At 71.8% G+C, this 25,556-nt stretch carries 19 protein-coding genes; 11 read left to right on the top strand and 8 right to left on the bottom strand.

The features are described 5' to 3' along the window. Positions 1-46: 46 nt before the first annotated feature. A complete protein-coding gene (locus tag AB0I81_RS04270) occupies positions 47-607 on the top strand; it encodes a DUF6328 family protein (RefSeq protein ID WP_360649612.1) in 561 nt (186 codons plus the stop codon). Here the strand turns inward: AB0I81_RS04270 and mnhG are convergent. Genes mnhG through AB0I81_RS04235 form a run of 7 tightly spaced genes read right to left on the bottom strand, consistent with a single transcriptional unit; the run spans position 523 to position 8,141 of the window. Further along, complete coding sequence (gene mnhG / locus AB0I81_RS04265; protein ID WP_360649609.1) at positions 523-873, bottom strand: monovalent cation/H(+) antiporter subunit G; 351 nt, start codon at positions 871-873, stop codon at positions 523-525. The two genes, AB0I81_RS04270 and mnhG, sit on opposite strands and share 85 nt — an antisense overlap. After that, the gene (locus AB0I81_RS04260; RefSeq protein WP_360649607.1) at positions 870-1,130 is read right to left on the bottom strand and encodes a monovalent cation/H+ antiporter complex subunit F; all 261 of its coding nucleotides are present in this window, start codon (positions 1,128-1,130) and stop codon (positions 870-872) included. Before AB0I81_RS04260 ends, mnhG begins: the two co-directional genes overlap by 4 nt. Beyond that, entirely contained in the window at positions 1,127-1,657 is a 531-nt protein-coding gene (locus tag AB0I81_RS04255) for a Na+/H+ antiporter subunit E (protein WP_360649604.1), read from the bottom strand. The genes AB0I81_RS04260 and AB0I81_RS04255 overlap by 4 nt, the downstream gene beginning before the upstream one ends. Next, positions 1,657-3,234 (bottom strand): Na+/H+ antiporter subunit D, encoded by a 1,578-nt coding sequence (locus tag AB0I81_RS04250; RefSeq protein WP_360649601.1) that lies wholly within the window; start codon positions 3,232-3,234, stop codon positions 1,657-1,659. Before AB0I81_RS04250 ends, AB0I81_RS04255 begins: the two co-directional genes overlap by 1 nt. After that, positions 3,231-4,046, bottom strand: coding sequence for a Na(+)/H(+) antiporter subunit C (locus tag AB0I81_RS04245; protein WP_360649598.1), 816 nt, complete (start codon positions 4,044-4,046; stop codon positions 3,231-3,233). Before AB0I81_RS04245 ends, AB0I81_RS04250 begins: the two co-directional genes overlap by 4 nt. Next, positions 4,043-6,910, bottom strand: a complete 2,868-nt coding sequence (locus AB0I81_RS04240) for a Na+/H+ antiporter subunit A (RefSeq protein WP_360649595.1) — start codon at positions 6,908-6,910, stop codon at positions 4,043-4,045. The genes AB0I81_RS04245 and AB0I81_RS04240 overlap by 4 nt, the downstream gene beginning before the upstream one ends. A 31-nt stretch (positions 6,911-6,941) precedes the next feature. Further along, entirely contained in the window at positions 6,942-8,141 is a 1,200-nt protein-coding gene (locus AB0I81_RS04235) for an alpha/beta hydrolase (protein WP_360649592.1), read from the bottom strand. A 411-nt stretch (positions 8,142-8,552) separates the two neighbouring features. On the opposite strand from AB0I81_RS04235, the gene AB0I81_RS04230 reads away from it, so the two are divergent. Together AB0I81_RS04230 and katG are read left to right on the top strand one after the other, a co-directional pair. After that, a complete protein-coding gene (locus AB0I81_RS04230) occupies positions 8,553-8,984 on the top strand; it encodes a Fur family transcriptional regulator (RefSeq protein ID WP_360649589.1) in 432 nt (143 codons plus the stop codon). A gap of 31 nt (positions 8,985-9,015) precedes the next feature. Then, complete coding sequence (gene katG, locus AB0I81_RS04225; RefSeq protein ID WP_360649586.1) at positions 9,016-11,241, top strand: catalase/peroxidase HPI; 2,226 nt, start codon at positions 9,016-9,018, stop codon at positions 11,239-11,241. A 197-nt stretch (positions 11,242-11,438) separates the two neighbouring features. Here katG and AB0I81_RS04220 read toward each other — a convergent pair whose 3' ends face one another. Then, complete coding sequence (locus AB0I81_RS04220; RefSeq protein WP_360649583.1) at positions 11,439-11,849, bottom strand: SRPBCC family protein; 411 nt, start codon at positions 11,847-11,849, stop codon at positions 11,439-11,441. A 135-nt stretch (positions 11,850-11,984) separates the two neighbouring features. On the opposite strand from AB0I81_RS04220, the gene AB0I81_RS04215 reads away from it, so the two are divergent. The 8 genes from AB0I81_RS04215 (at position 11,985) to rhaS (ending at position 25,507) form a co-directional block, all read left to right on the top strand. Further along, on the top strand, positions 11,985-13,688 hold the full coding sequence (locus AB0I81_RS04215; RefSeq protein WP_360649580.1) for a TIGR02677 family protein: 1,704 nt from the start codon (positions 11,985-11,987) through the stop codon (positions 13,686-13,688). Continuing rightward, a complete protein-coding gene (locus AB0I81_RS04210) occupies positions 13,685-15,004 on the top strand; it encodes a TIGR02678 family protein (protein ID WP_360649577.1) in 1,320 nt (439 codons plus the stop codon). Before AB0I81_RS04215 ends, AB0I81_RS04210 begins: the two co-directional genes overlap by 4 nt. Next, positions 15,001-19,074 (top strand): TIGR02680 family protein, encoded by a 4,074-nt coding sequence (locus AB0I81_RS04205; protein ID WP_360649574.1) that lies wholly within the window; start codon positions 15,001-15,003, stop codon positions 19,072-19,074. Before AB0I81_RS04210 ends, AB0I81_RS04205 begins: the two co-directional genes overlap by 4 nt. After that, entirely contained in the window at positions 19,071-20,513 is a 1,443-nt protein-coding gene (locus AB0I81_RS04200; protein ID WP_360649571.1) for a TIGR02679 family protein, read from the top strand. Before AB0I81_RS04205 ends, AB0I81_RS04200 begins: the two co-directional genes overlap by 4 nt. Positions 20,514-20,701: 188 nt before the next feature. Then, positions 20,702-22,207: a sugar ABC transporter ATP-binding protein gene (locus AB0I81_RS04195; protein WP_360649568.1), complete on the top strand. Its 1,506-nt coding sequence runs from the start codon at positions 20,702-20,704 to the stop codon at positions 22,205-22,207. 40 nt (positions 22,208-22,247) lie between these two features. Then, a complete protein-coding gene (locus AB0I81_RS04190) occupies positions 22,248-23,273 on the top strand; it encodes an ABC transporter permease (RefSeq protein WP_360649565.1) in 1,026 nt (341 codons plus the stop codon). A gap of 128 nt (positions 23,274-23,401) precedes the next feature. Continuing rightward, complete coding sequence (locus AB0I81_RS04185; protein WP_360649562.1) at positions 23,402-24,433, top strand: ABC transporter permease; 1,032 nt, start codon at positions 23,402-23,404, stop codon at positions 24,431-24,433. A gap of 9 nt (positions 24,434-24,442) precedes the next feature. Beyond that, positions 24,443-25,507 (top strand): rhamnose ABC transporter substrate-binding protein, encoded by a 1,065-nt coding sequence (gene rhaS / locus AB0I81_RS04180; protein WP_360649559.1) that lies wholly within the window; start codon positions 24,443-24,445, stop codon positions 25,505-25,507. The last annotated feature ends 49 nt before the right edge of the window (positions 25,508-25,556 follow it).

Here is a 25,556-nt window from a genome sequence, read left to right as displayed (position 1 = left end):
CGTCACAGAGAAGAGGAAGCCTTTAGTTCATTGGTGGGGAGGCGGCATGAAAAGCGAGTCGCAGAGTGAGCGCAGGAATCGCACCGAGTCGGAGCAGGAACGCGCGGATCGTAACTTCGTGGAGTTACTCCAGGGCGCGCGTGTGGCGGTCACCGGCGTGCAGGTGCTCTTCGCGTTCCTGCTCACGGTGCCCTTCTCCTCCGGTTTCAACAGGCTTGACCAGACGGACCGGTGGTTGTACTTCGCGGCGCTGATCAGCGCCGCGGTCGCGTCGATCTGTTACATCGCGCCGACCGCGCAGCACCGGGTGCTGTTCCGGCAGGGCCGCAAGGAGACGCTGGTACGGCGCTCGAACTTCTACGGCATCCTTGGCGCGCTGGCCCTGGCGGTGTCGATGACCACGTCCACCATGTTCGTGATCGACTACCTCTTCCAGGCCACCCTGGCCTGGGTCACCGCCGGTCTGCTGGCCGCGCTGGCCATGTGGACCTGGTTCGGCCAGCCGGCACTCAACCGCAACGGTCATTCCTCTGACGACGACGGATCATCGTCGTCCAGGTCCCCGGCCGGCAGTTCGGTGTCGTCGTCGGACGACTCGCGCGAGTAGGCCGCCCGCGCCACCATGTAGGCCGCCACCGACACGCTGATCACCTGGGAGATCCCCACCAGCAGCAGCGGCCCCGCGTACGCCCAGGTGGGCCGGTGCAGCCACATGGCCAGCAGCACCAGCAGCACGCCGAGCACCTGCGGTTTCGTGCCGGCGTGCATGCGGTCCAGGGTGCTGGGGAAACGTACCAGGCCGACCCCGGCCGACAGCCCCAGCAGCGCGCCCAGCAGCAGGCAGGCCGCCACCCCCGCCTCCAGCGGGCTCATCGCGACCTTCCCGAGAAGAACCTGGCCAGCGACACCGACCCGACGAACCCCAGCAGCGACAGCACCAGCAGGATCGGCAGGTCCGAATAGTCGTCCCTGGCCACGGCGAACGCCCCGACGCCGCACATCGACAACGAGGTGAACACGTCCAGGGCCACGGCCCGGTCCAGCATCGTGGGCCCGCGCCCCACGCGGTAGAGCGAGGCCACCGCGCCGGCCCACAACATGGCGATCGTCGCCAGGTACACCGCGCTCATGCCAGTTCCTCCCGGTCCCGCCGGGTGCCGAAGGCGGCCACGACGCGCCGCTCCAGCCCCGCCACGTCCGCCCGTACGGCCTCGGCGACGTCGCCGGGCAGGCCCAGCACGTGCACCACCAGCTCCCTCGGGTACGCCTCCATGATCACCGTGCCCGGCACCGTGGTCAGCGCGATCATGATCATCATGGTCATGGACTCCGACGACGTGTGCAGCGGCACGCGGACGATCTGCGTCGGCGGCGGCCCCGGATGCGCCACCCAGTACGCCACCCGCACCGTCGAGGTCACCAGGTCCCAGCCGAACAGGAGCAGGAACCGGACCAGCGCCACGGGCCGGAGCCTGATGCCCGGGTCCAGGATGGGCAGCGGCAGCAGCCACGTCACCACCAGCCCGGTCGCCAGCCCGCCCAGCACGTTGCCCGGCGACACCTCGCCCCACAACGTCACCCACACCAGCGCCAGCCAGCCCACCAGCGGCAGCGGCACCCGCCTGCCCAGCAATCGCGGCGCCAGCACCTCACGCATCACGGCCGCCTCTCCAGTACCGCGGTGATGTACGGCTCGCGGGCCATCAGCTCCGCGGCCGTGCGCTCCGTCAGCGCCGACAGCGGCCCGGCCAGCACGGTGAACGCCAGGCCCAGCGCGACCAGCGCCGTCACGGCCAGCGGCAGCGCCACCGGCAGCGCGGTCGTGGTCACGGTCGGGTCGTCGCCGGTGTACTCCTCGCTCTCCAGGACCCGGCCCAGCCGGTCCGAGCGCGGGCCGCGCCAGAACGCCTTGCCCCACGTCTTGGCGACGGCGTACAGCGTGAGCAGGCTTGTCACCAGGCCGGCCGCGACCAGCGTGACCGGCAGCCAGCCGCCGTGCGCCAGCCCGGCCTGCACCAGCATCAGCTTGCCCAGGAAGCCCGACATCGGCGGGATGCCCGACAGGTTCATGGCCGGGACGAAGAACAACACGGCGATCAGCGGCGAGGCCCGCATCAGCCCGCCCAGCCGGGTCACCGACGTGGTGCCGGTGCGCCGCTCGACCAGCCCCGTCACCAGGAACAGGCTCGTCTGCACGGTGATGTGGTGCACCACGTAGAAGATCGCCCCCGCCAGCCCGGCCAGCGTGGACAGGGCCACGCCGAACACCATGTACCCGATGTGGCTGACGAGCGTGAAGGAGAGCATGCGCTTCATGTCCGTCTGCGCGACCGCGCCCAGCACCCCCGCCAGCATGGTCGCCAGCGCCACCCACATCAGCAGCGTCGCGACCGGCCCGCCGGGGAACAGCAGCGCCTCCAGGCGGATGATCGAGTACACGCCGACCTTGGTGAGCAGGCCGGCGAACACGGCGGTGGCCGGGGCGGGCGCGGTGGGGTAGGAGTCGGGCAGCCACGCCGACATGGGGAAGATCGCCGCCTTGATCGCGAAGGCCAGCAGCAGGGTCAGCTCCACCAGCAGCTTGACCTGGTCGGGCAGCGTGGCGAAGCGCTCGGCGAGCTGCGCCATCGACAACGTCCCCGTGGCCCCGTAGGTGATCGCGATCGCGATCAGGAACAACATCGACGAGGCCAGCGCCATCAGCGTGTACGTCGCCCCGGCCCGGATCCTGGACTCGGTGCCGCCGAACGTGAGCAGCACGTACGAGCCGCTCAACAGCAGCTCGAACGCCACGAACAGGTTGAACAGGTCCCCCGACAGGAACGCGTCCGCCACCCCCGCCACCATCACCAGGAACGCCGGATGGAAGATCGCCATCGGGGCGTCGTGCTCCTGCTCGTCGTAGGAGTGGGCGACGGAGTACACCATCACGCACAGCGTCACCGCCGACGACACCACCAGCACCAGCGTGGAGAGCCGGTCGGCCACCAGGGAGATGCCGACCGGCGAGTGCCAGCCGCCGAGCTGGGTCACCTGCGGGCCCTGCGTGTCGGCCGCGATCAGCAGCACCACCGACACGGCCAGCGAGATGCCGAGCGTGACCAGGCTGATCAGCGACTGCAGCCGGCGCAGCCGGCCGCCGATGGCCAGCTTGATCCCGGCGGCCAGCAGCGGCAGCAGCACGGGCACGCACACCAGCCCTTCGAGCAGCGTCGGGCTCCCCGGCGAGGTCATGCGTCGTCGCCCTCCAACTCGGGATCCTGCGCGAGCGCCTGCCGCTCGCGCTCCTCCCTGATGGCCTGCCGCAGCTGCCTGCGCGCCTCCCGCTGGCGGCCCTTGAGCTTCTTGCGCAGGTCCTTCTCCCGGCTCGCCTGCCGCTGCCGGCCGCGCACGTGCTCCTCGCGCAACTCCTCGATGCGCTCGGCGTTGGACAGCGCGGCGGGGTCCTCCCGCAGCCCGACCTCCTCCAGGCGGCTCTGCAGCTCCTCCTCCGACAGGCCCTCGTGCCGCAGCTCGCGCATCCACTGCCCCAGCTCGGTGTGCACGCGGGAGATACGCCGCTCCAGGTCGGCCTCCTGCAGCCGCTCCCGCTCGGCCTGCTCGGCCTCCAGCTTGGCCAGCTCGGCCCGCTGCTCGACGACCAGGCGGCGGTAGGCGTCCTGCCGCGCGCGTACGGCGTCGCCCAGCTCGCCGCGCCGCGACCGCAGCCGCACCCGCCGGTCCTCGGTGTCGTCCTGCACCTCGTCGCTGCCGGTCAGCTGCCACGAGCGGTGCACCAGGCCCAGCAGGAACGCCGTCACGCCCAGCGTGATCACGATGGCCGTGAGCACCAGCGCCTGCGGCAGCGGGTCGGCCATCCCGGGGCTGTCGGTGAAGGGCGGCCCGCCGGTGTCGCCGCCGGTGGTGACGATCAGCAGGTTCACCCCGTTGCCGAGCAGGATGACCCCGGCCATCACCCGTACCAGGCTGCGCTCCAGCAGCAGCGTCACCCCGCAGGCGATCATCAGGCCGCAGGCCGCGAACGTGACCAGGGAGACGCTGCTCACGTGGCCTCCTCGCCGTCGATCTGCCGGTCCAGCTCGGCGCCCAGGGAACGCAGCACGTCCTGCACCATGCCGATCACGGACACGTACACGCCCAGGTCGAACAGCAGCCCCGTGGACAGGTGCACGTGTCCCACCAGCGGCAGGCTCACGTCCGCCGACAACATGTTCAGCGCCGCCCGCCCGAACAGCAGCCCGATCAGCGCCGTGCAGGACGACAGCGTCAGCCCGATCCCCATCAGCACCCCGGCGTGCACCGGCACGGCCGCGGCGAGCTCGTTCCTGCCGCCCGCCAGGTAACGCACGGTGATCGCCAGTCCGGCCACGATGCCGCCCGCGAACCCGCCGCCGACCCCGCTGTGCCCGATGAACAGCAGGAACACCGACAACGTGAGCACCGTGTGGAACGTCAGCCGCGCCGCCACCTCCAGCGCCAGCGCCCGCTGCCCGCGCGGCAGCGTGGCCGCCAGCCAGTGCGTGCGCTCCGCCGGCCGGTGCCCGCTGTCACTCCGCTCGATGCTGTACGACCTGCGCCGCAGGAACACCAGGCTCGTCACGCCCAGCGTCAGGACGATGAGCACGGCGCTCTCGCCCAGCGTGTCCCAGGCGCGGATGTCCAGGATGATGGCGCTGACGATGTTGCGGGCGTGCGCCTCCCGCGCCGCCGCGCTCATCAGCGCGCCGATCGGCTCGGTGCCGCGCGCCGCCATCGCCAGCATGCCCGCCCCCGCGGCCACCACGCCCACCGCCAGCCCGATCGCCAGCCGGAACGGGAACACCAGCCGCCCCTTCACGGGCGCGATCGGCAACCGCCGCAGCACCAGCGCGAACAGCACCAGGCTCAGCGTCTCGGCCAGGAACTGGGTCAGCGCCAGGTCGGGGGAGCCGTGCACGAGGAACATCAGCGCGGTGCCGTACCCGGTCAGGCCGATGACCAGGGCGACGAGCACGTACGCGCGCGCGAACAGCGCCAGGATTGCCGCGGCCGCGAGCAGCACGGTCAGAAACGGCTGCTCGGGCCGCTGCCAGGCGACGATCGGCACGTCCAGGCGGGGCGGCCCGCCGTACGCGACGGAGAACAGCCCCACTCCGACCGTCGCCAGGAGTGTCAGCATCAAGTAATCGGGCACGGAGCCCCGCTGGATGAAACCGGTGAGCTGAATCGCGAAACGGTCCAGCCGCCGGATGATCATCCAGAACACCTGGCCGGAGTCCACCACGTGCAGGGCGATGCCCGCCTTCGCCACCGGCTCCCTGACCAGGAACAGCGCCACGCCGCCCGCCAGCGCCACCGCCGACAGCAGCAGGGGCGGCGACAGACTCGACGGCCAGGCCGCCAGATGGGAATGGTGTCCCGGGTCATGGAACGTGCCGGTGTAGCCGGACACCGCGCCCTCGTACCAGGAGGACAGGGGCGCCGCGGCCAGTCCCAGCGCGGCCAGCAGCGCGGCCGGCCCGAACATGGCCGCCGGCACCCGGTGCACCTCCCGCGCCCGCAGCCCCGGCTTGGAGACGAAGGCGCCCCACAGGAAACGCAGCGTGTACGCCGCCGTCAGCGCCGACCCGGCCACCACGACCGCCAGCACGAGCGGCGAGTCCAGCAGCGCCTCCAGCGCCGCCTCCTTGCCCGCGAACCCCGCCAGCGGCGGCAGCCCCGCCATCGACGCGCCCGCCAGCACCGCCGCCGCGCACACCCACGGCATCGCCCGGCCCACCCCGCTCAGCTCACGCAGGTCCCGCGTGCCCGCCGCGTGGTCGACGATGCCCACCACCAGGAACAACGCCGCCTTGAACAGCGCGTGCGCCAGCAACATGCCGATGCCCGCCAGCGCAGCGCCCTCGGTGCCCGTGCCGAACAGCACCACGAGGAAACCGAGCTGGCTGACCGTGCCGTAGGCCAGCAGCCGCTTCAGATCGGTCTCCCGCAGCGCCCGCCACCCGCCCAGCACCATCGTCACCAGGCCGAGCGGCACCGCCACCGCCCGCCACAACGTCAGGTCGCCGAACGCCGGGCCCAGCCTGGCCAGCAGGTAGACCCCGGCCTTGACCATGGCCGCCGCGTGCAGGTACGCCGACACGGGCGTGGGCGCGGCCATCGCGGCGGGCAGCCACATGCTGAACGGGAAGATCGCCGACTTCGACAGCGCGCCCGCCAGCACCAGCACGACCGCGACCGGGGCGAGCTCGGGCGGCCGGGCGATGATCTCGGAGATCTGGTAGGTGCCGGCCGCCTGGCCGAGCAGGACGAACCCGGCGAGCATGGCCAGGCCGCCGGACGTGGTGACCGTCAGCGCCTTCATCGCGGCCTGCCTGCTCATGCGGCTCTGCGGGTCGTAGCCGATGAGCAGGTAGGAGAAGACCGTGGTCAGCTCCCAGAACACGTACAGGAGCAGCAGGTCGTCGGCGGTGACCAGGCCCAGCATCGACCCGGCGAAGGCCACCATGACGCCGCCGTAGCGGCCGAGCCCGTCGTCGCCTGCGGGGAAGTAGCGGGCGCTGTAGCACAGCACGAGCACGCCGACGCCGGTGACCAGCGCCATCATCAGGATGGCGAGCGGGTCGGCGCGGAAGGACAACTCCAGGCCCATCACCGGCGCCCACGGGGTGCTCTCGCGGGCCGGCAGGCCCCGCAGCGCCAGCCACACGGTGTAGCCGAACGCGGCGGCCGGGGCGAGCGCCAGCACGAAGAGGGACGCACGCCCGATGCGGGCGGTCAGCCAGGGAGCGCAGACGGCCGCGAGCGCGTGCAGGACCAGCAGCGACTCCATGGGCTCCTCGGGCGGGAATTTCCGGCTACGTCCGCCCAATCTCTCCCGCCGCGCCACCACCGCCGCGCAGGCGCGGCCGGGGTTGACCCGAACCTGCACAGTCCCACACCCGCGTGTGGGACTGCCTGTTCTACGCCTTGTGGCGGGTGTCGTCGCACCTGCCGGGCCGTGGTGCCTTCGCCGTGATCAGGTACCGGTCGACCTTGTGGTCCAGGCAGGCCGAGCCCCTGCCGTAGCCGGTGTGGCCGTCGGCGTCGTTGGTCAGCAGCACGCCCTGGGAGAGCTGCGCCGCCAGCGCCTCGGCCAGCCGGTACGGCGTCGCCGGGTCACGCGTCGTGCCCACGACCACGATCGGCGGCGAGCCCTTGGCGTGCACCTTCTTCGGGTAACGGGTGCCCTTGACCGGCCAGTTCGGGCAGGCGTTCTCCGGGTGGTCGACGCAGTTGATGGCCATGAGGGCCTCGAAGCTGTTGTCGTACCTGCCGTCGGTCCGCCGCCCGTTGCTCTCGTCGGCCAGCATCAGCAGCCTGGTGCCGTCGCCCTTGTAGGCGTCCGTCAGCGCCTGGCGCAGCCGCGGCCAGTTGGCGGTCTCGTACATGGAGTACTCCACGGCGGCGCGCGCCACGGCCTCGGTGACCTGCCGGCCGTCGTACTCGTTGCGCAGCGGCGACTCGTCCACCCGGTCGTAGAGCGCGTCCAGCCGCTTCAGCGCGGCCTTGACCGTGTGCTTGGGGAACGGGCAGCCCTTGGCCTTGAAACAGTCCTTCATGAACGAGGCCGTGGCCACCTGGAACCCGCGGTCCTGGTCCACGATGAAGTCCTCGGCGTGCTGCGAGGGGTCCTCGGCGCCGTCCAGCACCATCGTGCGGATCCGCTTGGGGAACAGGTCGGCGTAGATGGAGCCCAGGTAGGTGCCGTAGGAGAAGCCCAGGTACGACAGGCGCGCGTCACCCAGCGCGGCCCTCATCACGTCCATGTCCCGCGCCGCGTCCACCGTGCCCACGTGGGCCAGGAGCTGCTTGCCGGAGTTCTTGGCGCAGAACTTGGCGAACAGTTTGTCCCAGGTTTGCGCCTTCTTGACCTCGGCGCGGGTGTCCGGGGTCGGGTCGAGCGCGAAGTAGGCGTCCAGGTCGAGCGTGCCCATGCAGCGGATCGGCGAGGAGCCGCCGACGCCGCGCGGGTCGAAGCTGACGACGTCGAAACGCTCGCGGACGGCCGCGGAGACGGTTTCCTTGGAGGCCCTGAGCGAATTCACGCCGGAACCTCCCGGCCCGCCGAAATTGAGCACCAGCGAGCCGATCTTCTTTCCGGTGGCGGGCAGCCGGACCAAACTGATCTTAATCCGCTTGCCGTCCGGCTTCGAATAGTTCAGTGGCACCGACAATTTCGCGCACTCGTATCCGCTGCCGCAGCTTGACCAGGTAAGACGCTGGCCGTAAAAACCGGCGAGCCGATCTGGGGCAGCGGCCTCGGCCGTACCGGTAAAGACCGGCACGGCCATCAGGAACGCCAGGACTGGCGTGATGAGTTTGCTCAGACGTCGCATGTTGAGAGGGTTCTGGAGAGAGCTTGCACCGCCCTTTATATGCGCTGACCTAGATCCGATGCAAAAAGGTCAAGATGGGGCTGAGCTGCGGGTTCGCGGGCCCCCGCGCGGGCGGTGCGCGCCCCGGGCGATCCTCCACAAACTTGCATCATTCGTTGACTTGAACTGTTCGTGTTTGTGGCTATAGTGGGCGCCATGACCACACCCCAGACCCCGACCGCCGCCGACGAACTGCGCGGCGCCGGCCTGCGGGTGACGGCCGCCCGCGTCGCCATGCTCGAAACCGTCAGGGACGGTGACCACCTCGACGTCGAATCCATCGCCGGCGGGGTGCGCGAGCGTGTGGGACACGTCTCACTCCAAGCCGTTTACGAGGCCCTGCACGTGCTCACCGCGGCCGGGCTCGTCCGCCGCATCGAGCCCGCGGGACACCCCGCCCGGTTCGAGGGACGCGTCGGCGACAACCACCACCACGTCGTGTGCCGGTCGTGCGGCGCCGTCGCCGACGTGGACTGCGCGGTCGGGCACGCGCCATGCCTGACCGCCTCGGACGACCACGGCTTCACGATCGACGAGGCCGAGGTCGTCTACTGGGGCCTGTGTCCCGCCTGTTCCGCCAGCAGCTAGCACCAAGATCATCTAGTCCATAAGGATCCCCATGTCTGAGAACCCGGACGCGATCGTCACAGACGCGAAGACCGACGGCGCGAGCGAATGCCCGGTGGCGCACACGCGGGCCGCGCACCCGACCCAGGGTGGCGGCAACCGCCAGTGGTGGCCGGAGCGGCTCAACCTGAGAATCCTCGCCAAGAACCCCGTCGTCACCGACCCCTTCGGCGGCGAGTTCGACTATGCCGAGGCGTTCAACTCCCTCGACCTGCCGGCCGTCAAGCGCGACATCGCCGAGGCGCTGACCACCTCGCAGGACTGGTGGCCCGCCGACTTCGGCCACTACGGCCCGCTCATCATCCGGATGGCCTGGCACAGCGCCGGCACCTACCGCATCAGCGACGGCCGCGGCGGCGCGGGCGCCGGTCAGCAGCGCTTCGCCCCGCTCAACAGCTGGCCCGACAACGCCAACCTCGACAAGGCCCGCCGCCTGCTGTGGCCGGTCAAGAAGAAGTACGGCAAGAACCTGTCCTGGGCCGACCTGCTCGTCCTGTCCGGCAACGTCGCCCTGGAGTCGATGGGCTTCAAGACCTTCGGCTTCGCCGGCGGCCGCGCGGACGTCTGGGAGGCCGAGGAGGACGTCTACTGGGGCCCCGAGACCACCTGGCTCGGCGACGAGCGCTACACCGGCGACCGCGAGCTGGAGAACCCGCTCGGCGCGGTCCAGATGGGCCTCATCTACGTCAACCCCGAGGGCCCCAACGGCAACCCGGACCCGCTGGCCGCCGCCCGCGACATCCGTGAGACGTTCCGCCGCATGGCCATGAACGACGAGGAGACGGTCGCCCTGATCGCGGGCGGTCACACCTTCGGCAAGACCCACGGCGCCGGCCCGTCCGACGCGGTCGGCAACGACCCCGAGGCCGCCTCGATCGAGGAGCAGGGCCTGGGCTGGAAGAGCACCCACGGCACCGGCAAGGGCGGCGACGCCATCACCAGCGGCCTTGAGGGCATCTGGACCAACACGCCGATCACCTGGGACAACAGCTTCTTCGAGATCCTGTACGGCTACGAGTGGGAGCTGTTCAAGAGCCCCGCTGGCGCCAACCAGTGGCGGCCGAAGGACGGCGGCGGGGCCGGCACCGTGCCCGACGCCCACGACGCCGCCAAGAGCCACGCCCCGACGATGCTCACGACCGACCTGTCGCTGCGCGTGGACCCGGTCTACGACCAGATCTCCCGCCGCTTCCGCGACAACCCCGACGAGTTCGCCGACGCCTTCGCCCGCGCCTGGTACAAGCTCACCCACCGCGACATGGGCCCGATCGTGCGCTACCTCGGCCCCGAGGTGCCCAGTGAGGTGCTGCTGTGGCAGGACCCGCTGCCCGAGCGGACCGGCGAGCTCATCGACGCCGCCGACGCCGCCGCGCTCAAGGGCCAGATCCTGGCCTCCGGCCTGACGGTGTCGCAGCTCGTGTCCACCGCGTGGGCCTCGGCCTCCTCCTTCCGCGGCAGCGACAAGCGGGGCGGCGCCAACGGCGCCCGCGTCCGCCTGGAGCCGCAGTCCCACTGGGAGGTCAACGACCCCGACCGCCTCGCCACCGTGCTGGGCACCCTGGAGGGCATCCAGAAGGCGTTCAACGGCGCCCAGGCCGGCGGCAAGCAGGTCTCGCTCGCCGACCTGATCGTGCTGGCCGGCAACGCGGGCGTGGAGAAGGCGGCCAAGGACGCCGGCTTCGTCGTCGAGGTCCCCTTCAAGGCGGGCCGCGTGGACGCGCTGCAGGAGCAGACGGACGTGGAGTCGTTCGCCGCGCTGGAGCCGACCGCCGACGGCTTCCGCAACCACCTCGGCAAGGGCAACCGCCTGCCGGGCGAGTTCCTGCTCGTCGACAAGGCCAACCTGCTCAACCTGAGCGCCCCCGAGATGACCGTCCTGGTCGGTGGCCTGCGCGTGCTGGGCGCCAACACCCAGCAGACGCAGCTCGGCGTGTTCACCGAGACGCCCGGCACGCTGACCAACGACTTCTTCGTCAACCTGCTCGACCTGGGCACGACGTGGAAGGCGACCGCGCAGGACGAGAACACGTTCGAGGGCCGCGACGCCAAGGGCGAGGTCAAGTGGACCGGCACCCGCGTCGACCTGGTGTTCGGTGCGAACTCCGAGCTGCGCGCGCTCGCCGAGGTCTACGCCAGCGACGACGCCAAGGAGAAGTTCGTCAAGGACTTCGTCGCCGCTTGGGACAAGGTCATGAACCTCGACCGGTTCGACGCCTGATCCCCATCCGGTAGGGAACGCCCAGGTCGGCCCGTTCGGGTCCGGCCTGGGCGTTTCCCGTCCTCGGCCCCCGACCCCGACCCCCGGCGCCCCTCGACCCGCGCCCCTCGACCCGCGCAGGTCGCCTGCGCCGACCGCCTGTTCGCCCGTACGGCTGCCTTTCGCCTGTACGGCTGCCTTTCGCCTGTGCCGGTCTGTCAGTTCGCGCGCTGCCGTACCTCGTCGGCCAGTGCGTCCAGCGAGCGGTCCAGCAGCTCACGCACCTCGTCCGCCCGCGCGCCCGACTCCGGCTCGTCCAGGAGGCTGATGTGCACGGTGACCTCACTTTCCCCGGCGGCCCCATCGGCCACCTGCAACCATCCTGAATAGTCCGGATGGTCCCGGCCGCCCCACTCCACCCTGAGCTGCTCCTCCGAGGCGCGGAACAGGCCCTCATGCTTGCCGCTGCCCGGCACCAGCTCTCCGTCCGCCTCGACCCGGCCGGGTCCGGTGCCGTGCACGGACAGCCCGCGCGGCAGCCAGCGGTCCATGACCTCCACGTCGGAGGCGACCCCGAAGACCACCATGCTCTCCGCGGGCATCCCGCGACTCGCCTCGAACTCCGCCATATCGACCCCCAGACCGGCCGGCGTTCCAATGCCAGCGCAGTACCCCTGTGATCTGCACGCAAACAGCGGTCGTCCTGTCGGTGTCTGCCGCTACGGTTGCGGTGAGTGGGAATCTCGGGCGAGGGGAGCGGGACGATGGCGGAGCCGCCACGGGTGCCGCCGGAGATGTTCCGGTTCACCACCACCGAGCGGGCGGACCTGCACACCGCGGTCCTCTACGCCTTCGGTGAGGCCAACGAGCGCCTTGAGACGGCCCTGACGGTCGAGGAGGTGCGCGAGCGGCTGCGCGCGGTGGGGTGGTACGCGCCGGTCGGCGAGCAGGACCTGGCCGGCACCCTCAAGCAGCTCGCCGGCTGGGGCCTGCTCGACGTGATCTTCAACCACGCGGGCAGCTTCGCCACCGCCGAGGAGTACGAGCGCAAGAACCTGCAGTATTCGCTCACCAAGCGGGGCGAGGCCGCCTTCGCCGGGGTGCAGCACGCCATGGCCATGCTGGCCTCGGCGGGCGCGTTGCAGACCGCCGTGCTCGACGCCATCGCCGACCGGCTCGGCGAGCTGGAGAGCCTGCTGCGCGACCCCGATCCCGGGCGTGACCGGCGCATCTTCACCAGCCTTCAGGAGCTGGAAGGGCACCTCGACGGGCTGCGCAACAACACCAAGCAGTTCAACGGCGAGTTGCAGCGGCTGCTGCGCGTCGAGGGCACCGACCTGGCCACCTTCCACGAGGTCAAGTCCGCGACCGTGGCCTATTTGCAGGAGTTCGTGACCAACCTGGAGCAGCGGGGCGACACGATCGCCGCCGCGCTGCGGGCCGTGGCCGGGCACGGCGTCAGTGTGCTGCACGCCCGCGCGCTGGCCGGCGCCGACCTGCCGAAGGTGCCCGGCACCGACCACGCCACCCCGTGGCTGACGGCCCGCGCGGCCCGGTGGGAAGGGCTGTGCCTGTGGTTCGCGCCGGATCAGGTGGCGGGTGAGCGAGCTGGCGACGCGGGGGGCAACGATTCGGCCGACAGGCCCGGTCATTCGGGTGTGCCGCGGGTGCGGCAGCTTCATGATGTGGCGCGGCGGGCGATCGTGTCGTTGCTGCAGGTGCTCGACCGGATCACCGACTCGCGCCGACGTTCCTCCAGCGCCGCCGCCGACTTCCGTACGCTGGCCCGCTGGTTCGCCACCGCGCCCGGTGAGGACGACGCGCACCGGTTGTGGGACGCGGCGTTCGGGCTCGGCCCGGCACGGCACGCCCACCTCGGGCACGCCGACGCCGAGCTGATCCCGTCCGGGGTGCCGTGGGCGGAGGCCGAGCCGGTCCATGTGTCGGCGCTGCTGCGTTCGCGCGGGCGTACGGAGCGGATGGGCCGTACCGGGAGGGTGCGCGACGTGGCGGTGCTGCGGTCCGAGCGCAGGGCGCGGGCGGAGAAGGAACGGGCCGAGCTGGAGGCCGCCTGGTCGGCGCTGGCCACGACGGGCGCGATGCGGCTGTCACAACTCGGCGAGCTCGACCACGACACGTTCGGCAGGCTGCTCGACCTGCTCGGGCGGGCGCTGGCCGAGCGGCGCGACTCGACCGGGTTCCGGCGGGCCGTCACCTCGGACGGGAGGGTGGAGATCGTGCTGCGGGCGCCTGACGATGGGTCGGTGGCGGTGCTGCGTACGTCCGAGGGGTGGTTCAGGGGCCCCGACTTCCTCATCGACGTGCGGTCCCTGGGGGATCCCGGGGAAGAGCAACGCGGCGGGCCGGGGTCGCGCGACGGAAACGTGGGGCGTGACGGGTACGTGGGGCGTGACGGGTACGTGGGGCGTGACGGGGTGGAGTCGCGTGGGCGGGCGGCGGGCGCATGAGCAGCCTGGCCAATCAGCTCGTCAGGGCCGAGAAGGAAGAGATCGCCCGCGCCATCAGGACACTGCTCGGCCGCCCGCTGGTGTCGCAGCACGACGACCCGGCCGCCTTCGACCTGATCAGGAAACGGCGCCAGCCGCTGATCCAGTGGTTCGACTACTTCTGCGGCTGGCGGCTGGTCGTGGAGCCGCGTCAGGGGTACGCCCGCCTGGCCAAGGTCAGGTCGGAGCCCGGCGCCACCCGGCCCGCGCGCCGCCGCCGTACGACCAGGGCGCCGTTCGACCGCCGCCGCTACACGCTGCTGTGCCTGTGCGCGGCCGAGCTGCTCACCTCGCCGGTCACCACGATCGGCATGCTGGCCCAGCGGGTGGTGCAGGCCGCCGCGGTGGAGCCGGACGTGCCCGCGTTCGACCCGGTCAGGAATGACGAGCGGGCCGCCTTCGTGGACGCGCTCAAGCTGCTGGAACACTACGGCGCCGTCACCGCGATGGACGGGGCGACCGACTCCTACCTCGACGACGAGGACGCCAAGGTGCTCTACCGCGTGGACACCACCCGCGTGATCCGGCTGCTGGCCGCCCCGGTACCGCCTTCGAGAGCAGCCGCCACCCTGGACGGGGCCCGCGCCACCGCCGGCCCTGACATGCCTTACCCCGCCACGGGCACTGACCGGCCTTATCCCGCCACCGGCCCTGCCCGGCCCCACCCCGCCGCTGCCGCTGACCGGCCTCACCCCGCCGCGGAGGGCGTTCTGGGTGCGCTCACCGAAGAGGCCCGTTACGGGGGCGAGGAGCCCACCGAGACCCAGCGCAACCTGTGGGCCCGTCACTCGCTCATCCGCCGCCTGCTCGACGAGCCCGTGGTCTACCGCGACGAGCTGACCCCGGCCCAGTCCGCCTACGCCGCCTCGCTCACCGGCCGCCAGATCCTGCGCCGCGCCGCCGAAGAGGCCGGGTTCGTGCTCGAAGAACGCGCCGAGGGCTTCCTGCTCATCGACACCGACGCCGTCGCCACCGACACCAAGTTCCCCGACGACGGCAGCCACGCCAAGGTCGCCGCCCTGCTCATGCTCGACCTGCTCGTCAACTCGGGCCCCGTCACCGCCGCCAGGCTCGACGACGAGGCCACCGGCCTGCTGCGCCGCTTCCCGCAGTGGGCCAAGGCCTACCAGTCCGACGGCGGCGGGCCCAGGCTGGCCGCCGACGCGTTGGAGGTGCTCACGCTGTTCGGGCTGGCCCGCCGTGGCGGTGACCAGGTCGCCGCCCTGCCAGCCGCGGCCCGCTACCGGGTCGAACGCGCCGTACAGGAGGACTCTTGACCGTCACCGAGCTCGCGCCGCCGCGCGCCGCGCACGGCGTGGACGCCCGCTGGACTCCGGTACGCGCCGGGATCCTCAACGTGTGGCGCTACTACGACGAGGTGTTCGAGTTCCACCGGGGGCGGCTGCTGCTGCGGGGGCCCAACGGCAGCGGCAAGTCCAAGGTGCTGGAGCTGCTGCTGCCGTACGTGCTGGACGCCAGCCTCAAGCCGAGCAGGCTGTCCACGTTCGGCGGCACCGAGCGCACCATGCACTGGAACCTCATGGGCGACGGCGTCTCCGGCACCACCCGGGTCGGCTACGTGTGGCTGGAGTTCCGGCACGCCGACGGCCGCTGGTTCACCTGCGGGGCCCGGCTGCAGGCCACCATCCACACCAAGAACGTCACCGCCGCCTACTTCACCAGCGACGCCCGCGTCGATGCCCCCGACGGCATCCGGCTCACCGGCGAGGCGGGGCAGCCGCTGACCAAGGCGCAGCTCATCGACGAGCTCGGCGCGTCCGGCAAGGTGCACGAGACGGCCGAGTCCTACCGAACCGTCGTACGCCAGACGCTCTACCGGGCGCTCAACGAGCAGCGCTACGACTCGCTGCTGACCGCGCTGCGCCAGCTCCGCACGCCCAAGCTGTCCGAGCGGCTGGACCCCGGGCTGCTGTCGGAGCTGCTGTCCAGCGCCCTGCCGCCGCTCGGCGAAGGGGAGATCCACGAGATCGCGGAGGGCTTCGAGCGGCTCGACCGGCAGCGCGAGGAGCTGCGCCTGCTCGATCGCGACGTGGAGGAGGCCGACCGGCTCGCCGGGCGGCAGCGGGGTTACGCCCAGCGCGTGCTGCGGGCCGCCGCCGCGGCCGTCACCTCCGCCGGCTACTCCCTGGAGTCGCTGGCCGCCGAGGTCAAGGCCAAGCGGGAGGCGCTCCGGGAGGCCGAGCGGGAGCTCGACGTGACGACCGTGCGGCTGGGGGAGGAGGAGGCGCAGGAGCTGGCCCTGGCGGCGCAGATCGAAGGGCTCAAGGAGAGCGAGGCGTACAAGGCCGGCGGCGACCTGCACCGCCTGCGCACCGAGGCCCAGGCGGCGCACGAGGTGGCGGCCCGCCTGCGCGACCAGGCCGGGGAGGCGGCCCGCGCGGTGACCGCCAAGCAGGAGCTGTCGCTGCACGCCGCGGCCACGGCCCGCAACGCCACGGCCCTGGCCGGCCGCGCCCGTACGGAGGCCCGCCACGCCGCCGAACGCGCCGGCCTCCTGACCGTCCACGAGGAAACCGAACGAGCATCCTCCGCCACCCAGGACGAGGCCACGCAGGCGGAGGCAGCGCAGGCGGAGGCCGTACGGGACAGTGATGCCGCGGTGCGGAGGGCACGGGAGTTGTTGCGGGCCGCCGTCACCAGCAGGGCCGCCCAGATCAGGGAGGTACGGGCGGGCGCGATCCGGCACGACGAGGCGATCAAGCGCCGCACCACCGCCGAGCACGACCGCGACCAGGCCAGGGACGACCTGGCGGCCGCGCAGGAGGCCGCGGGGAAAGCCGAGCGGCTGCGTGACGAGCGCGTCCGCGACCTGTCCGCCGCCCTGGCCGACTGGGCGGGCGGCTGCGCCCAGCTCCAGCTCGACCCGGGCACCCTGGCCGGGCTGGCCGACGACTTCGAGCGGGCCGACGACCTGGTGGGCACGGCCCGTACGATGGCCGCCGTCGAACTGGCCGCCCGCGAACAGCACGTGACCGGCTCGCGCAAGAGCCTGGTGGCCGAGCGGACCGAACTGGCCCAGGAGCGCGAACGCCTGGGCGAGGCGGCCGTGCTCGAACCCCCCGCCCCGCACACCCGCGCCGCCGCAGCCAGGGCGAACCGCCCGGGGACCCCGCTGTGGCGGGCGGTCGCGTTCAGGTCGGGCCTCGACCCCGTCGCCCAGGCCGGGGTGGAGGCCGCGCTGGAGGCTTCGGGCCTGCTGGACCTGTGGCTGCGGCCCGACGGCGGGTTCGACCCCGGCGAGCACGACGCGTTCGCCGTGGCCGCCCTGTCCAAGCACGCGCCCGGCTACAGCCTGGGCCACGTGCTGTTCACCGAGGCCGACTCGCCGGTGCCCGCCGACAGCGTGCTGAGCGGCATCGCGTTCGCGCCCACCGCGATCGGCGTCGACCACCCGGCCGTCATCGGCGCGGACGGCACCTGGCGGCTCGGCCCGGCGGCGGGCCGCTGGGTCAAGCCGGAGCCCTCCTACATCGGCGCCACCGCCCGCGAGCGCGCCAGGCGACGCCGCATCGCCGAGCTGGACGACCGGCTGGGCGAGCTGGCCGGGCGGATCGCCGAGTGCGACCACCTGCTCGCCGTGGTGGACGGCGACCGCGGCACGCTGGCCGCCGAGCTGCGGCGCAGGCCCGACAGGAAGCCGTACGCCGACGCGGTGCAGGCCCACGACGGGGCGGTGGCGAAGGTCGCGCTGCTGGAGGACCAGCTACGGGCGCAGGAGGGGCGGCTGCACGAGCGGGAGAAGGAGGTCGGCAGGTCGTTGCGGCACCTCACCGAGCTGGCCGACCGCCATGCCCTGCCCACCGCGCTGCCCGCGCTCGACAAGCTGGAAGAGGCGCTGCGCACCGCCGAGACGACCGGCACCGTCTGGCACGACCGGCGCGCCGACGCCCGCGCCGCCGGGGAACGCGCCGAGCTGGCCGCGGAGACGGCGGGGGAGTACGAGCAACTCGCCGTCGAGGCGGTCGAACGCGCGGAGGAGGCGGCGGCCGGCGCCGTCGTGCTGGCGGAGCGGCTGGGCGCGATCGAGTCCACGGTCGGCGTCGAGCACGTACGCGTCCTCGAACAGCTCCACCAGGTCCAGAACGCGTACCAGACCTGCCGCCGCCTCATCAAGTCCGTCCACGACGGCCTGGCACAGCTGAACGCCAGGCTCGGCCGCCTCCGCGGCGAGCTCGGCACCGCCGAGGACAGGCACGCCGAGGCGGGGCGGGCGCGCGACGAGGTGTCCGACCGTTTCCGCCGCCTGGCGGCCGGGCACCTGCCGGCGGACGCGCGGGCGAAGGTCGAGCTGGCGCCGGAGGCCGGGGTACGGGCCGTGCTGGAGTCGGCCAGGGCCGTGGCCGAGCAGTTCGGGTCGGTGCCGTACGAGCACAAGAACGTCAGGGAGGCGGAGGCGCGGCTGCAGGACGCCTTCCACCACGCCAGGGAGGTCCTGGCCGACCGGGCGGACCTGGAGCTTGCGCCGGATGAGGACGTACAGGTGCTCACCGCCACCGTGGGCGGCGTCCGGGCGGGGGCCGCGGCGCTCAGCGAGGCGCTGCGCAAGGAGCGCGACGAACGGCGCTCCGACATCACCGAGGCCGAGCGGGATCTGTTCGACCGGACGCTGGCCGGCGACACGCGGCGCCACCTGGCCGACCGCATCAGGCAGGCGACGGCGCTGGTTGAGGGCATGAACCAGCGCCTCGAACGCGTGCGCACCGCCTCCCGGGTGGCGGTGCGGCTGGTGTGGCAGGTCGATCCCGCCCAGTCGGCCGGTACGCGCGCCGCCCGCGACCTGCTGCTGCGCGACCCGGCCGGGCTGAGCGAGGCCGACAAGGAGGCCCTGTACGTCTTTTTCAGGGATCGGGTGGAGGAGGCGCGGGCCGACAATTCCTCGGCGAGCTGGGAGGACCAGCTCATGAAGGTGCTGGACTACACGGCCTGGCACCGGTTCGTGGTCAAGCTCGACCGGGGCGACGGGCAGGGCTGGCAGGACCTGACCAGGAAGCTGCACGGGGCGCTGTCGGGCGGGGAGAAGGCTATCGCGCTGCACCTGCCGCTGTTCGCCGCCGTGGCCGCCCACTACCAGACCGATTCCGGGTGCCCGCGTTTCATCCTGCTGGATGAGGTGTTCGTGGGGGTGGACAAGACGAACCGGGGGCAGGTGTTCGACCTGCTGGTGGACCTGGGGCTGGACCTGGTGCTCACCTCCGACCATGAGTGGTGCGAGTACCGCGAGCTGGACGGGATCGCGATCCACCAGCTCATCACGGGTGACGGGGACGACGCGGTGACGACGGCGCGCTTCGTGTGGAACGGCTACCGGACGGTACCCGCCGAATGACCAACCAGGACGCGAAGGCGCAGGAACGGCTGCGGGGCCAGGACGCGGACGAGCAGCTGCGGGCTCGGGACCTGGGAGCGCGGGAGCGGTCGGGAGCCGAGGACGCGGTGCCGGAGCGAGTGCTGGCTGAGGACGTGGCGGTGCCGGAGCGGTTGCGGGTGGCTGGGTTGCGGCCGGTGTGGGCGGCCCTGCACGCGCGGTTGTGCTCCGGGCAGCGGGTCAGCCGGTTCAGGGTGACGGGGCTGGACGACGGGCAGCAGGCCGCCGTGGCCGACCTGCTCGGGCTCGACCGCTATCCGGGCCCGGCCGTCACCATCGACGTGGCCAGGCTCGAAGGGCTGCTGGGCCTCGACGCGCGTACCGTGGCGGAGGCGGTGATCGGCCCCATCGACGACCGTCGCCGCAGGCAGGCCGAACGACGCCAGGAACGCCAGGCCCTGCTGGACTGGTTCGCCACTCACCCGGTGGTCGTCGCCCAGCCCGCCCTGCTGGCCCTGTCCGGCGGCCCGACCGGGGCGGGCGGCGGGGCGCCTGGGGCTGCCGGGACCGCTGAAGCTGCTGGGCCTTCTGGAGCCGATGGGGCTGCTGGTTCCTCTGAGGCCGGCGCCAGGGGTGGCGCTGGTGGGCTCGTTGTGCGGGCTGGGCGGGGGCTGGTTGGGCAGGCGCTCGATGTGCTGGCCGCGTTGCCCGCCTCAGGGCGGCCGCTGGCGGCGGTGGCCGCTGAGGTGACCGGCGATCCGCATGCCCTGGATGAGGGCACCCGGCTGGCGGCGCTGGTGCTGAAGGGGCTGGCCATCCTGTACGACGTGGACGCCCCCGAAGGAGCGCAGGCGCGGCGGGCACTGTGGGAGCGGGCGGGTGTGGCCTGCGACGCGCTGTCCACCACGGTGCTGGTCGCCGGGTTACGCCCGCGTGGCGACACCGTACTGGCCCGGGTGCTGCGCCTGTGGGACGGGCAGCCCAGCGTGATCACGCTCGCGCAGTTGCACGACGTACGGGAGCTGCCGCTGGAGGAGCGGGACGCGTACGTGGTGGAGAACCCGACCGTGCTGGCGCTGGCCGCTCAGCGGTACGGCGCCGCCTGCCCGCCGATGATCTGCACCTCGGGCTGGCCCAACAGCGCGGCCATCCGCCTGCTGCGCGCGTTAACCGGCACACGCCTGCACTACCACGGCGACTTCGACGGGGCGGGCCTGCGGATCGCCGCCTACACCATGGCCAAGACCGGCGCCGTGCCGTGGCGCATGTCCACCGCCGACTACCTGCGCGCCCTGGCGGACTGCCCGCCCACCGGCCTGGCCCCCGGGAAGGTGACCGACGCGCCGTGGGACGCGGAGCTGGCCGGGGTCATGCGCGAGCGCGGGGTGGCGGTGCCGGAGGAGCTGGTCGCGGGACGGCTGCTGGACGATATCCGGCCCCAGAATGCTGAATCGTTTTAAACGATCCTCTAATCTCGCTAACTTATGCGCTGCTTCTCAGCAGCGTCAAGACGCCCCGGCCCCCGGCCATTTCTCAATTCTGTTACGCCTGTGTAAGGCCAGCTTAACGACCTATTGACACGTCACGGCCCGCCGTTCTACCGTCTGGACACTTAAAACGTTTTGCCGAAAACGTTGCCGGAGGGCACATGAGTGAATCACCTCCCATCCTTTCGCTACGCAACGTGAGCAAGTCTTTTGGCGCCGTTCAAGCGCTCCGCGACGTGCAGCTGGACCTGTGGGTCGGCGAGGCGCACGGTTTGGTGGGCGAGAACGGCGCAGGCAAATCGACCTTGGTGAAGATCCTGGCCGGCGCCCATCCGGCGGACGCGGGCACTCTGACGGTGGACGGGAAAGAACTGGCCCCGGCCGGTCCCGCCGACGCCCAGGCCGCCGGCATCGCGGTGATCTACCAGGAGCCGACGCTGTTCCCCGACTTGTCCGTGGCCGAGAACATCTTCATGAGCCGCCAGCCCCTGCGATCGTTGCGCCGCATAGACGCCAAGGCCATGCGGCTGGCCACGTCCGAACTATTCGCAAGACTTGGCATCCACCTCGACCCCGACCGTCCCGCACGCGGGCTGTCGATCGCGGACCAGCAGCTCGTGGAGATCGCCAAGGCCCTGGCGTTCGACGCCCGCATCCTGATCATGGACGAGCCCACCGCCGCGCTGTCGGGCGTGGAGGTCGACCGGTTGTTCTCGGTGGTGGCCTCGCTGCGTGAGTCGGGCGCGGCGGTGTTGTTCATCTCCCACCGCTTCGACGAGATCTTCGCGCTGTGCCGGCGCGTCACCGTCATGCGGGACGGCCGCTGGGTCTCCACCGGCCCGGCCGACGAGCTCACCGTGGACGAGCTCGTACGCAGGATGGTCGGCCGCGAGGTGTCCTCGATGTACCCCAAGAAGGAGGCGGCCACGGGAGAGACCCGGCTGGAGGTCAGGGGCCTGACCAGGCACGGCGTCTTCGCCGACGTGGGGTTCACGGTGCGCGGCGGCGAGATCGTCGCCCTGGCGGGCCTGGTCGGCGCGGGGCGCAGCGAGGTCGCCCGCGCGGTGTTCGGCATCGACCGCTACGACGCGGGCGAGGTGCTCCTTGACGGCGTACGGCTGCCACCCGGCGACACCGGCAGGGCCATCGCCGCCGGGCTGGCCCTGGTGCCGGAGGACCGGCGCCAGCAGGGCCTGGTGATGGAGCTGTCGGTGGAACGCAACGCCACCCTCACCCGGCGCTGGTCACTGAGCAGGCTGGGCCTGCTGTTCGGCGGCGGCGAGCGCGCGGCGGCCCGCGAGTGGAGCGAACGTCTGCAGGTCAAGACCGCCCGGCTGACCGACCCCGTCTCCACCCTGTCGGGCGGTAACCAGCAGAAGGTGGTGCTGGCCAAGTGGCTCTCGACCGAGCCGCGCGTGCTCATCGTGGACGAGCCCACGCGCGGCATCGACGTCGGCACCAAGGCCGAGGTGCACCGGCTGCTGTCGGAGCTGGCCGGGCAGGGCGTGGCGGTGCTGATGATCTCCAGTGAGTTGCCGGAGGTGCTGGGCATGGCCGACCGCGTGCTGGTGATGCACGAGGGCCGCCTCGTCGCCGACATCCCGCGCGCCGAGGCGGGCGAGGAACCGGTGATGCTGGCCGCCACCGGCCAGGGCGGTGCCGCATGAGGGTGATCAGGAGCCACCCGGCCGGATCGGGAGGTGCGGAGTGACGGCGGTTGGGGTGATCGACGGGGCCAAGGGGCGGGCCCGTCTCGTCCAGCGCGTCTTCGTGATCAGGGAGATGGGCATCGTCCTCGCCCTGATCCTGCTCGTCGGGGTGACCGTGCTGGTCAACCCGCGTTTCCTGACCGCGCAGGGCATCAAGGACCTGCTGCTCGGCTCGACCATCCTGGCCATCCTGGCGGTCGGCCAGAGCATCGTGGTCATCACCCGCAACGTGGACCTGTCGGTGGGTTCGGTGCTGGGCCTGTCGGCGTTCGCGACGGGCAGCCTGTTCGTGGCCGACCCGGGCCTGCCCATCCCGGTGGCGCTCGTCCTCGGCGTGCTGCTCGGCGCGGCCTGCGGGGTCGTGAACGGCGGGCTCATCGCCGCGGCCCGCGTCCCGGCGCTCGTGGTCACCCTGGGCACCCTGTACGTCTTCCGCGGCATCGACTACACCTGGGCCACCGGCCGCCAGATCAACGCCGCCGACATGCCGCCGGGCTTCCTGCGGATGGGCAGCAACACGATCCTGGGTGTGCCGGTGCTCGCGTTGTTCGCCGTGGTCGTGCTGGTGGCCGCGGGCTGCTACCTGCGTACGTACCGCAGCGGCCGGGAGTTGTACGCGATCGGCTCCAGCCCGGCCGCCGCCCGCCTGGCCGGCATCCCCGTCGGCAGGCGGGTCTTCGCGGCGTTCGTCGCCAGCGGCGCGCTGGCGGGCCTGGCCGGAGTCCTGTACGCGGCCCGCTTCGGCACCCTCGACGCCAACGCCGGCAACGGTTTTGAGTTGAACGTGGTCGCGGCCGTCGTGGTCGGCGGCGTGGCCATCTTCGGCGGCAGCGGCTCGGTGTACGGCGCCGCGCTCGGCGCGGTCCTGCTCACCACGATCAGCAGCGCGCTGCCGGTGCTCGGGGTGAGCCCGTTCTGGCAGCGGGCCGCGGTGGGCGCGCTGATCCTGGCCGCCATCGGCCTGGACCGCGCGCTGGCCGTCCGGCTCGCCCAATCGCTGAGAGGAAGGAACGGCCATGGCTGAGCCCCGCCCGTTGGAGAGGACGGCCATGGCTGAGCCCTGCCGCTTGGAGAGGACGGCCGTGGCCGGGCCCTGCCGCGTGGAGAGGACGGCCGTGGCGGAGCCGTACCGGAAGGAAGGCAGGTGCGGTCGTGGCTGAGCGGGCGGTGGAGGGCGGGGCCGGGTGGGTGGCGCGGGTGCGGGCGGTCGCCGGGTCGTGGGACGCCGCCCTGATCGTGGCCCTGGTCCTGGTCGCCGTGCTGGGCGCGGTCATGATCGAAGGAGTGGCGAGCCCGCGGTTCTGGCGGTTCGTCACGCTGGAGGTCATCCCGATCGCGTTGATCGCGCTGCCCATGACCCTGGTGATCATCACCGGCGAGATCGACCTGTCCGTGGCCAGCATCCTCGGCCTGACCTGCACCATCATGGGCCAGATGTGGTTGTGGGGCATCTCCTCGCTACCCGTCCTGATCATCGTGAGCCTGCTGGTGGGCGCGCTGCTCGGCGCGGTGAACGGGGTGTTCGTGACCGCGTTCGGGCTGCCGTCGCTGGCCGTGACGATCGGCACGCTCGCCCTCTACCGCGGCCTGGCCTACGTCGTGCTCGGCGACCGCGCCGTGGCCGACTACCCGCCCGAGTGGACGATGGGCGCGATCACCGCGATCCCCGGCCTGACCATCCCCTGGATGATCATCGTGGTGGCCGTGCTGGCGCTCCTCTTCGGCCTCGTCCTGCACGCCACCCCGATCGGCCGCGGCCTGTACGCGATGGGCAACAACGCCGAGGCCGCCCGCTTCACCGGCATCTCGGTGGCCCGTACCAAATTCTGGTTGTTCGTCGCGACCGGCGCCATGTCGGCGCTGGCCGGGGTGTTCTGGACGCTGCGTTACGCCAGCGCCCGCGCCGACAACGGCATGGGACTCGAACTGGCCGTCGTGGCCGCCGTGCTGCTCGGCGGCGTGTCCATCTTCGGCGGGCGGGGCGGCCTGATCGGCGTGATCGCCGCGGTCATCCTGCTCGGCACCCTGCGCAACGCCCTGCAACTGGCCTACGTGCCCGCCAACACCCTCACCATCATCACCGGATCCCTGCTCATCGTCTCCGTCGTGGGACCCAACGTCGCCGCCATGCTGCGCGAACGGCTGCGCCGGCGACGACCCGCCGCCCCCCTGCCCCAGGAGTGAGGACAGACCATGTCAAGAATTCGAGGAGGCCGGGCCGTCGCCCTGGCGATGCTCACCGCGCTCAGCCTGGCCGTCACCGGTTGCGCCGCCGACGAACCCGCCACCACCGCGAGCCAGCCGGCCGCGAGCGGCGGGGCGGCCGTGATGAAGGAGGGCCTGAAGATCGCCTTCCTGCCGAAACAGGTGAACAACCCCTACTTCGACGCCTCCGACAACAAGGGCGGCAAGGTCGCGGTGGCGGAGTTCAAGGGCGTCTACAGTCAGACGGGCCCCTCGGAGGCCAGCCCGTCGGCGCAGGTCAGCTACATCAACACGCTGTCGCAGCAGGGCACCGACGTGATCGTGGTCTCGGCCAACGACAAGGACGCCATCTGCGGAGCCCTGCAGGAGGCCCGCGCCGCCGGCGCCAAGGTCGTCACCTACGACTCCGACACCAACCCGTCCTGCCGCGACGTGTTCATCAACCAGGCCAGCGCGGAGGGCATCGCCGCCTCCCAGGTCAAACTGATCTCCGAGGCGGTCGGCGCGGACGGCGGCGAGATCGCGATCCTGTCGGCCACCGCGAACGCGACCAACCAGAACGCCTGGATCGAGATGATGAAGACCGAACTGGCCAAGCCGGAGAACAGCAAGCTCAAGCTGGTCTCCACGGTCTACGGCGACGACGACGACCAGAAGTCCTTCCAGGAGGCGCAGGGCCTGCTGGCCAAGTACCCGAACCTGAAGGGCATCATCTCGCCCACGACGGTCGGCGTCGCGGCGGCGGCCCGTTACCTGTCGGGCTCGGAGTACAAGGGCAAGGTCCAGCTCACCGGCCTGGGCACGCCGAACCAGATGCGCGCGTACGTCAAGGACGGCACGGTCAAGTCCTTCGCCCTGTGGAACCCGTCCGACCTGGGCTACCTGGCCGCCTACACCGGTGGCGCGCTGGCCTCCGGGATGATCTCCGGCAAGGAGGGCGACAAGTTCAAGGCGGGCAAGCTGGGCGACTACACCGTCGGCAAGGACGGCACCGTGCTGCTCGGCGACCCGTTCGTGTTCACCAAGGACAACGTCGACGAGTTCGACTTCTGAAACGCCCGCCGCTCCGTACACCCGCCGCTCCGTAAAGGCGCGCAAGACC

It is taken from the genome of Nonomuraea sp. NPDC050404 (assembly GCF_040655495.1).
Classification (GTDB): domain Bacteria; phylum Actinomycetota; class Actinomycetes; order Streptosporangiales; family Streptosporangiaceae; genus Nonomuraea.
This window is presented reverse-complemented; position numbering and strand designations above follow the sequence as displayed.

Coding starts and splice junctions, on each gene's coding strand:
- katG (WP_360649586.1), top strand. CDS start 9,016: ATGTCTGAGAACCCGGACGCGATCGTCACAGACGCGAAGACCGACGGC.
- AB0I81_RS04200 (WP_360649571.1), top strand. CDS start 19,071: ATGACCAACCAGGACGCGAAGGCGCAGGAACGGCTGCGGGGCCAGGAC.
- AB0I81_RS04270 (WP_360649612.1), top strand. CDS start 47: ATGAAAAGCGAGTCGCAGAGTGAGCGCAGGAATCGCACCGAGTCGGAG.
- AB0I81_RS04230 (WP_360649589.1), top strand. CDS start 8,553: ATGACCACACCCCAGACCCCGACCGCCGCCGACGAACTGCGCGGCGCC.
- AB0I81_RS04195 (WP_360649568.1), top strand. CDS start 20,702: ATGAGTGAATCACCTCCCATCCTTTCGCTACGCAACGTGAGCAAGTCT.
- mnhG (WP_360649609.1), bottom strand. CDS start 873: ATGAGCCCGCTGGAGGCGGGGGTGGCGGCCTGCCTGCTGCTGGGCGCG.
- AB0I81_RS04260 (WP_360649607.1), bottom strand. CDS start 1,130: ATGAGCGCGGTGTACCTGGCGACGATCGCCATGTTGTGGGCCGGCGCG.
- AB0I81_RS04250 (WP_360649601.1), bottom strand. CDS start 3,234: ATGACCTCGCCGGGGAGCCCGACGCTGCTCGAAGGGCTGGTGTGCGTG.
- AB0I81_RS04220 (WP_360649583.1), bottom strand. CDS start 11,849: ATGGCGGAGTTCGAGGCGAGTCGCGGGATGCCCGCGGAGAGCATGGTG.
- rhaS (WP_360649559.1), top strand. CDS start 24,443: ATGTCAAGAATTCGAGGAGGCCGGGCCGTCGCCCTGGCGATGCTCACC.
- AB0I81_RS04210 (WP_360649577.1), top strand. CDS start 13,685: ATGAGCAGCCTGGCCAATCAGCTCGTCAGGGCCGAGAAGGAAGAGATC.
- AB0I81_RS04215 (WP_360649580.1), top strand. CDS start 11,985: ATGGCGGAGCCGCCACGGGTGCCGCCGGAGATGTTCCGGTTCACCACC.
- AB0I81_RS04255 (WP_360649604.1), bottom strand. CDS start 1,657: ATGCGTGAGGTGCTGGCGCCGCGATTGCTGGGCAGGCGGGTGCCGCTG.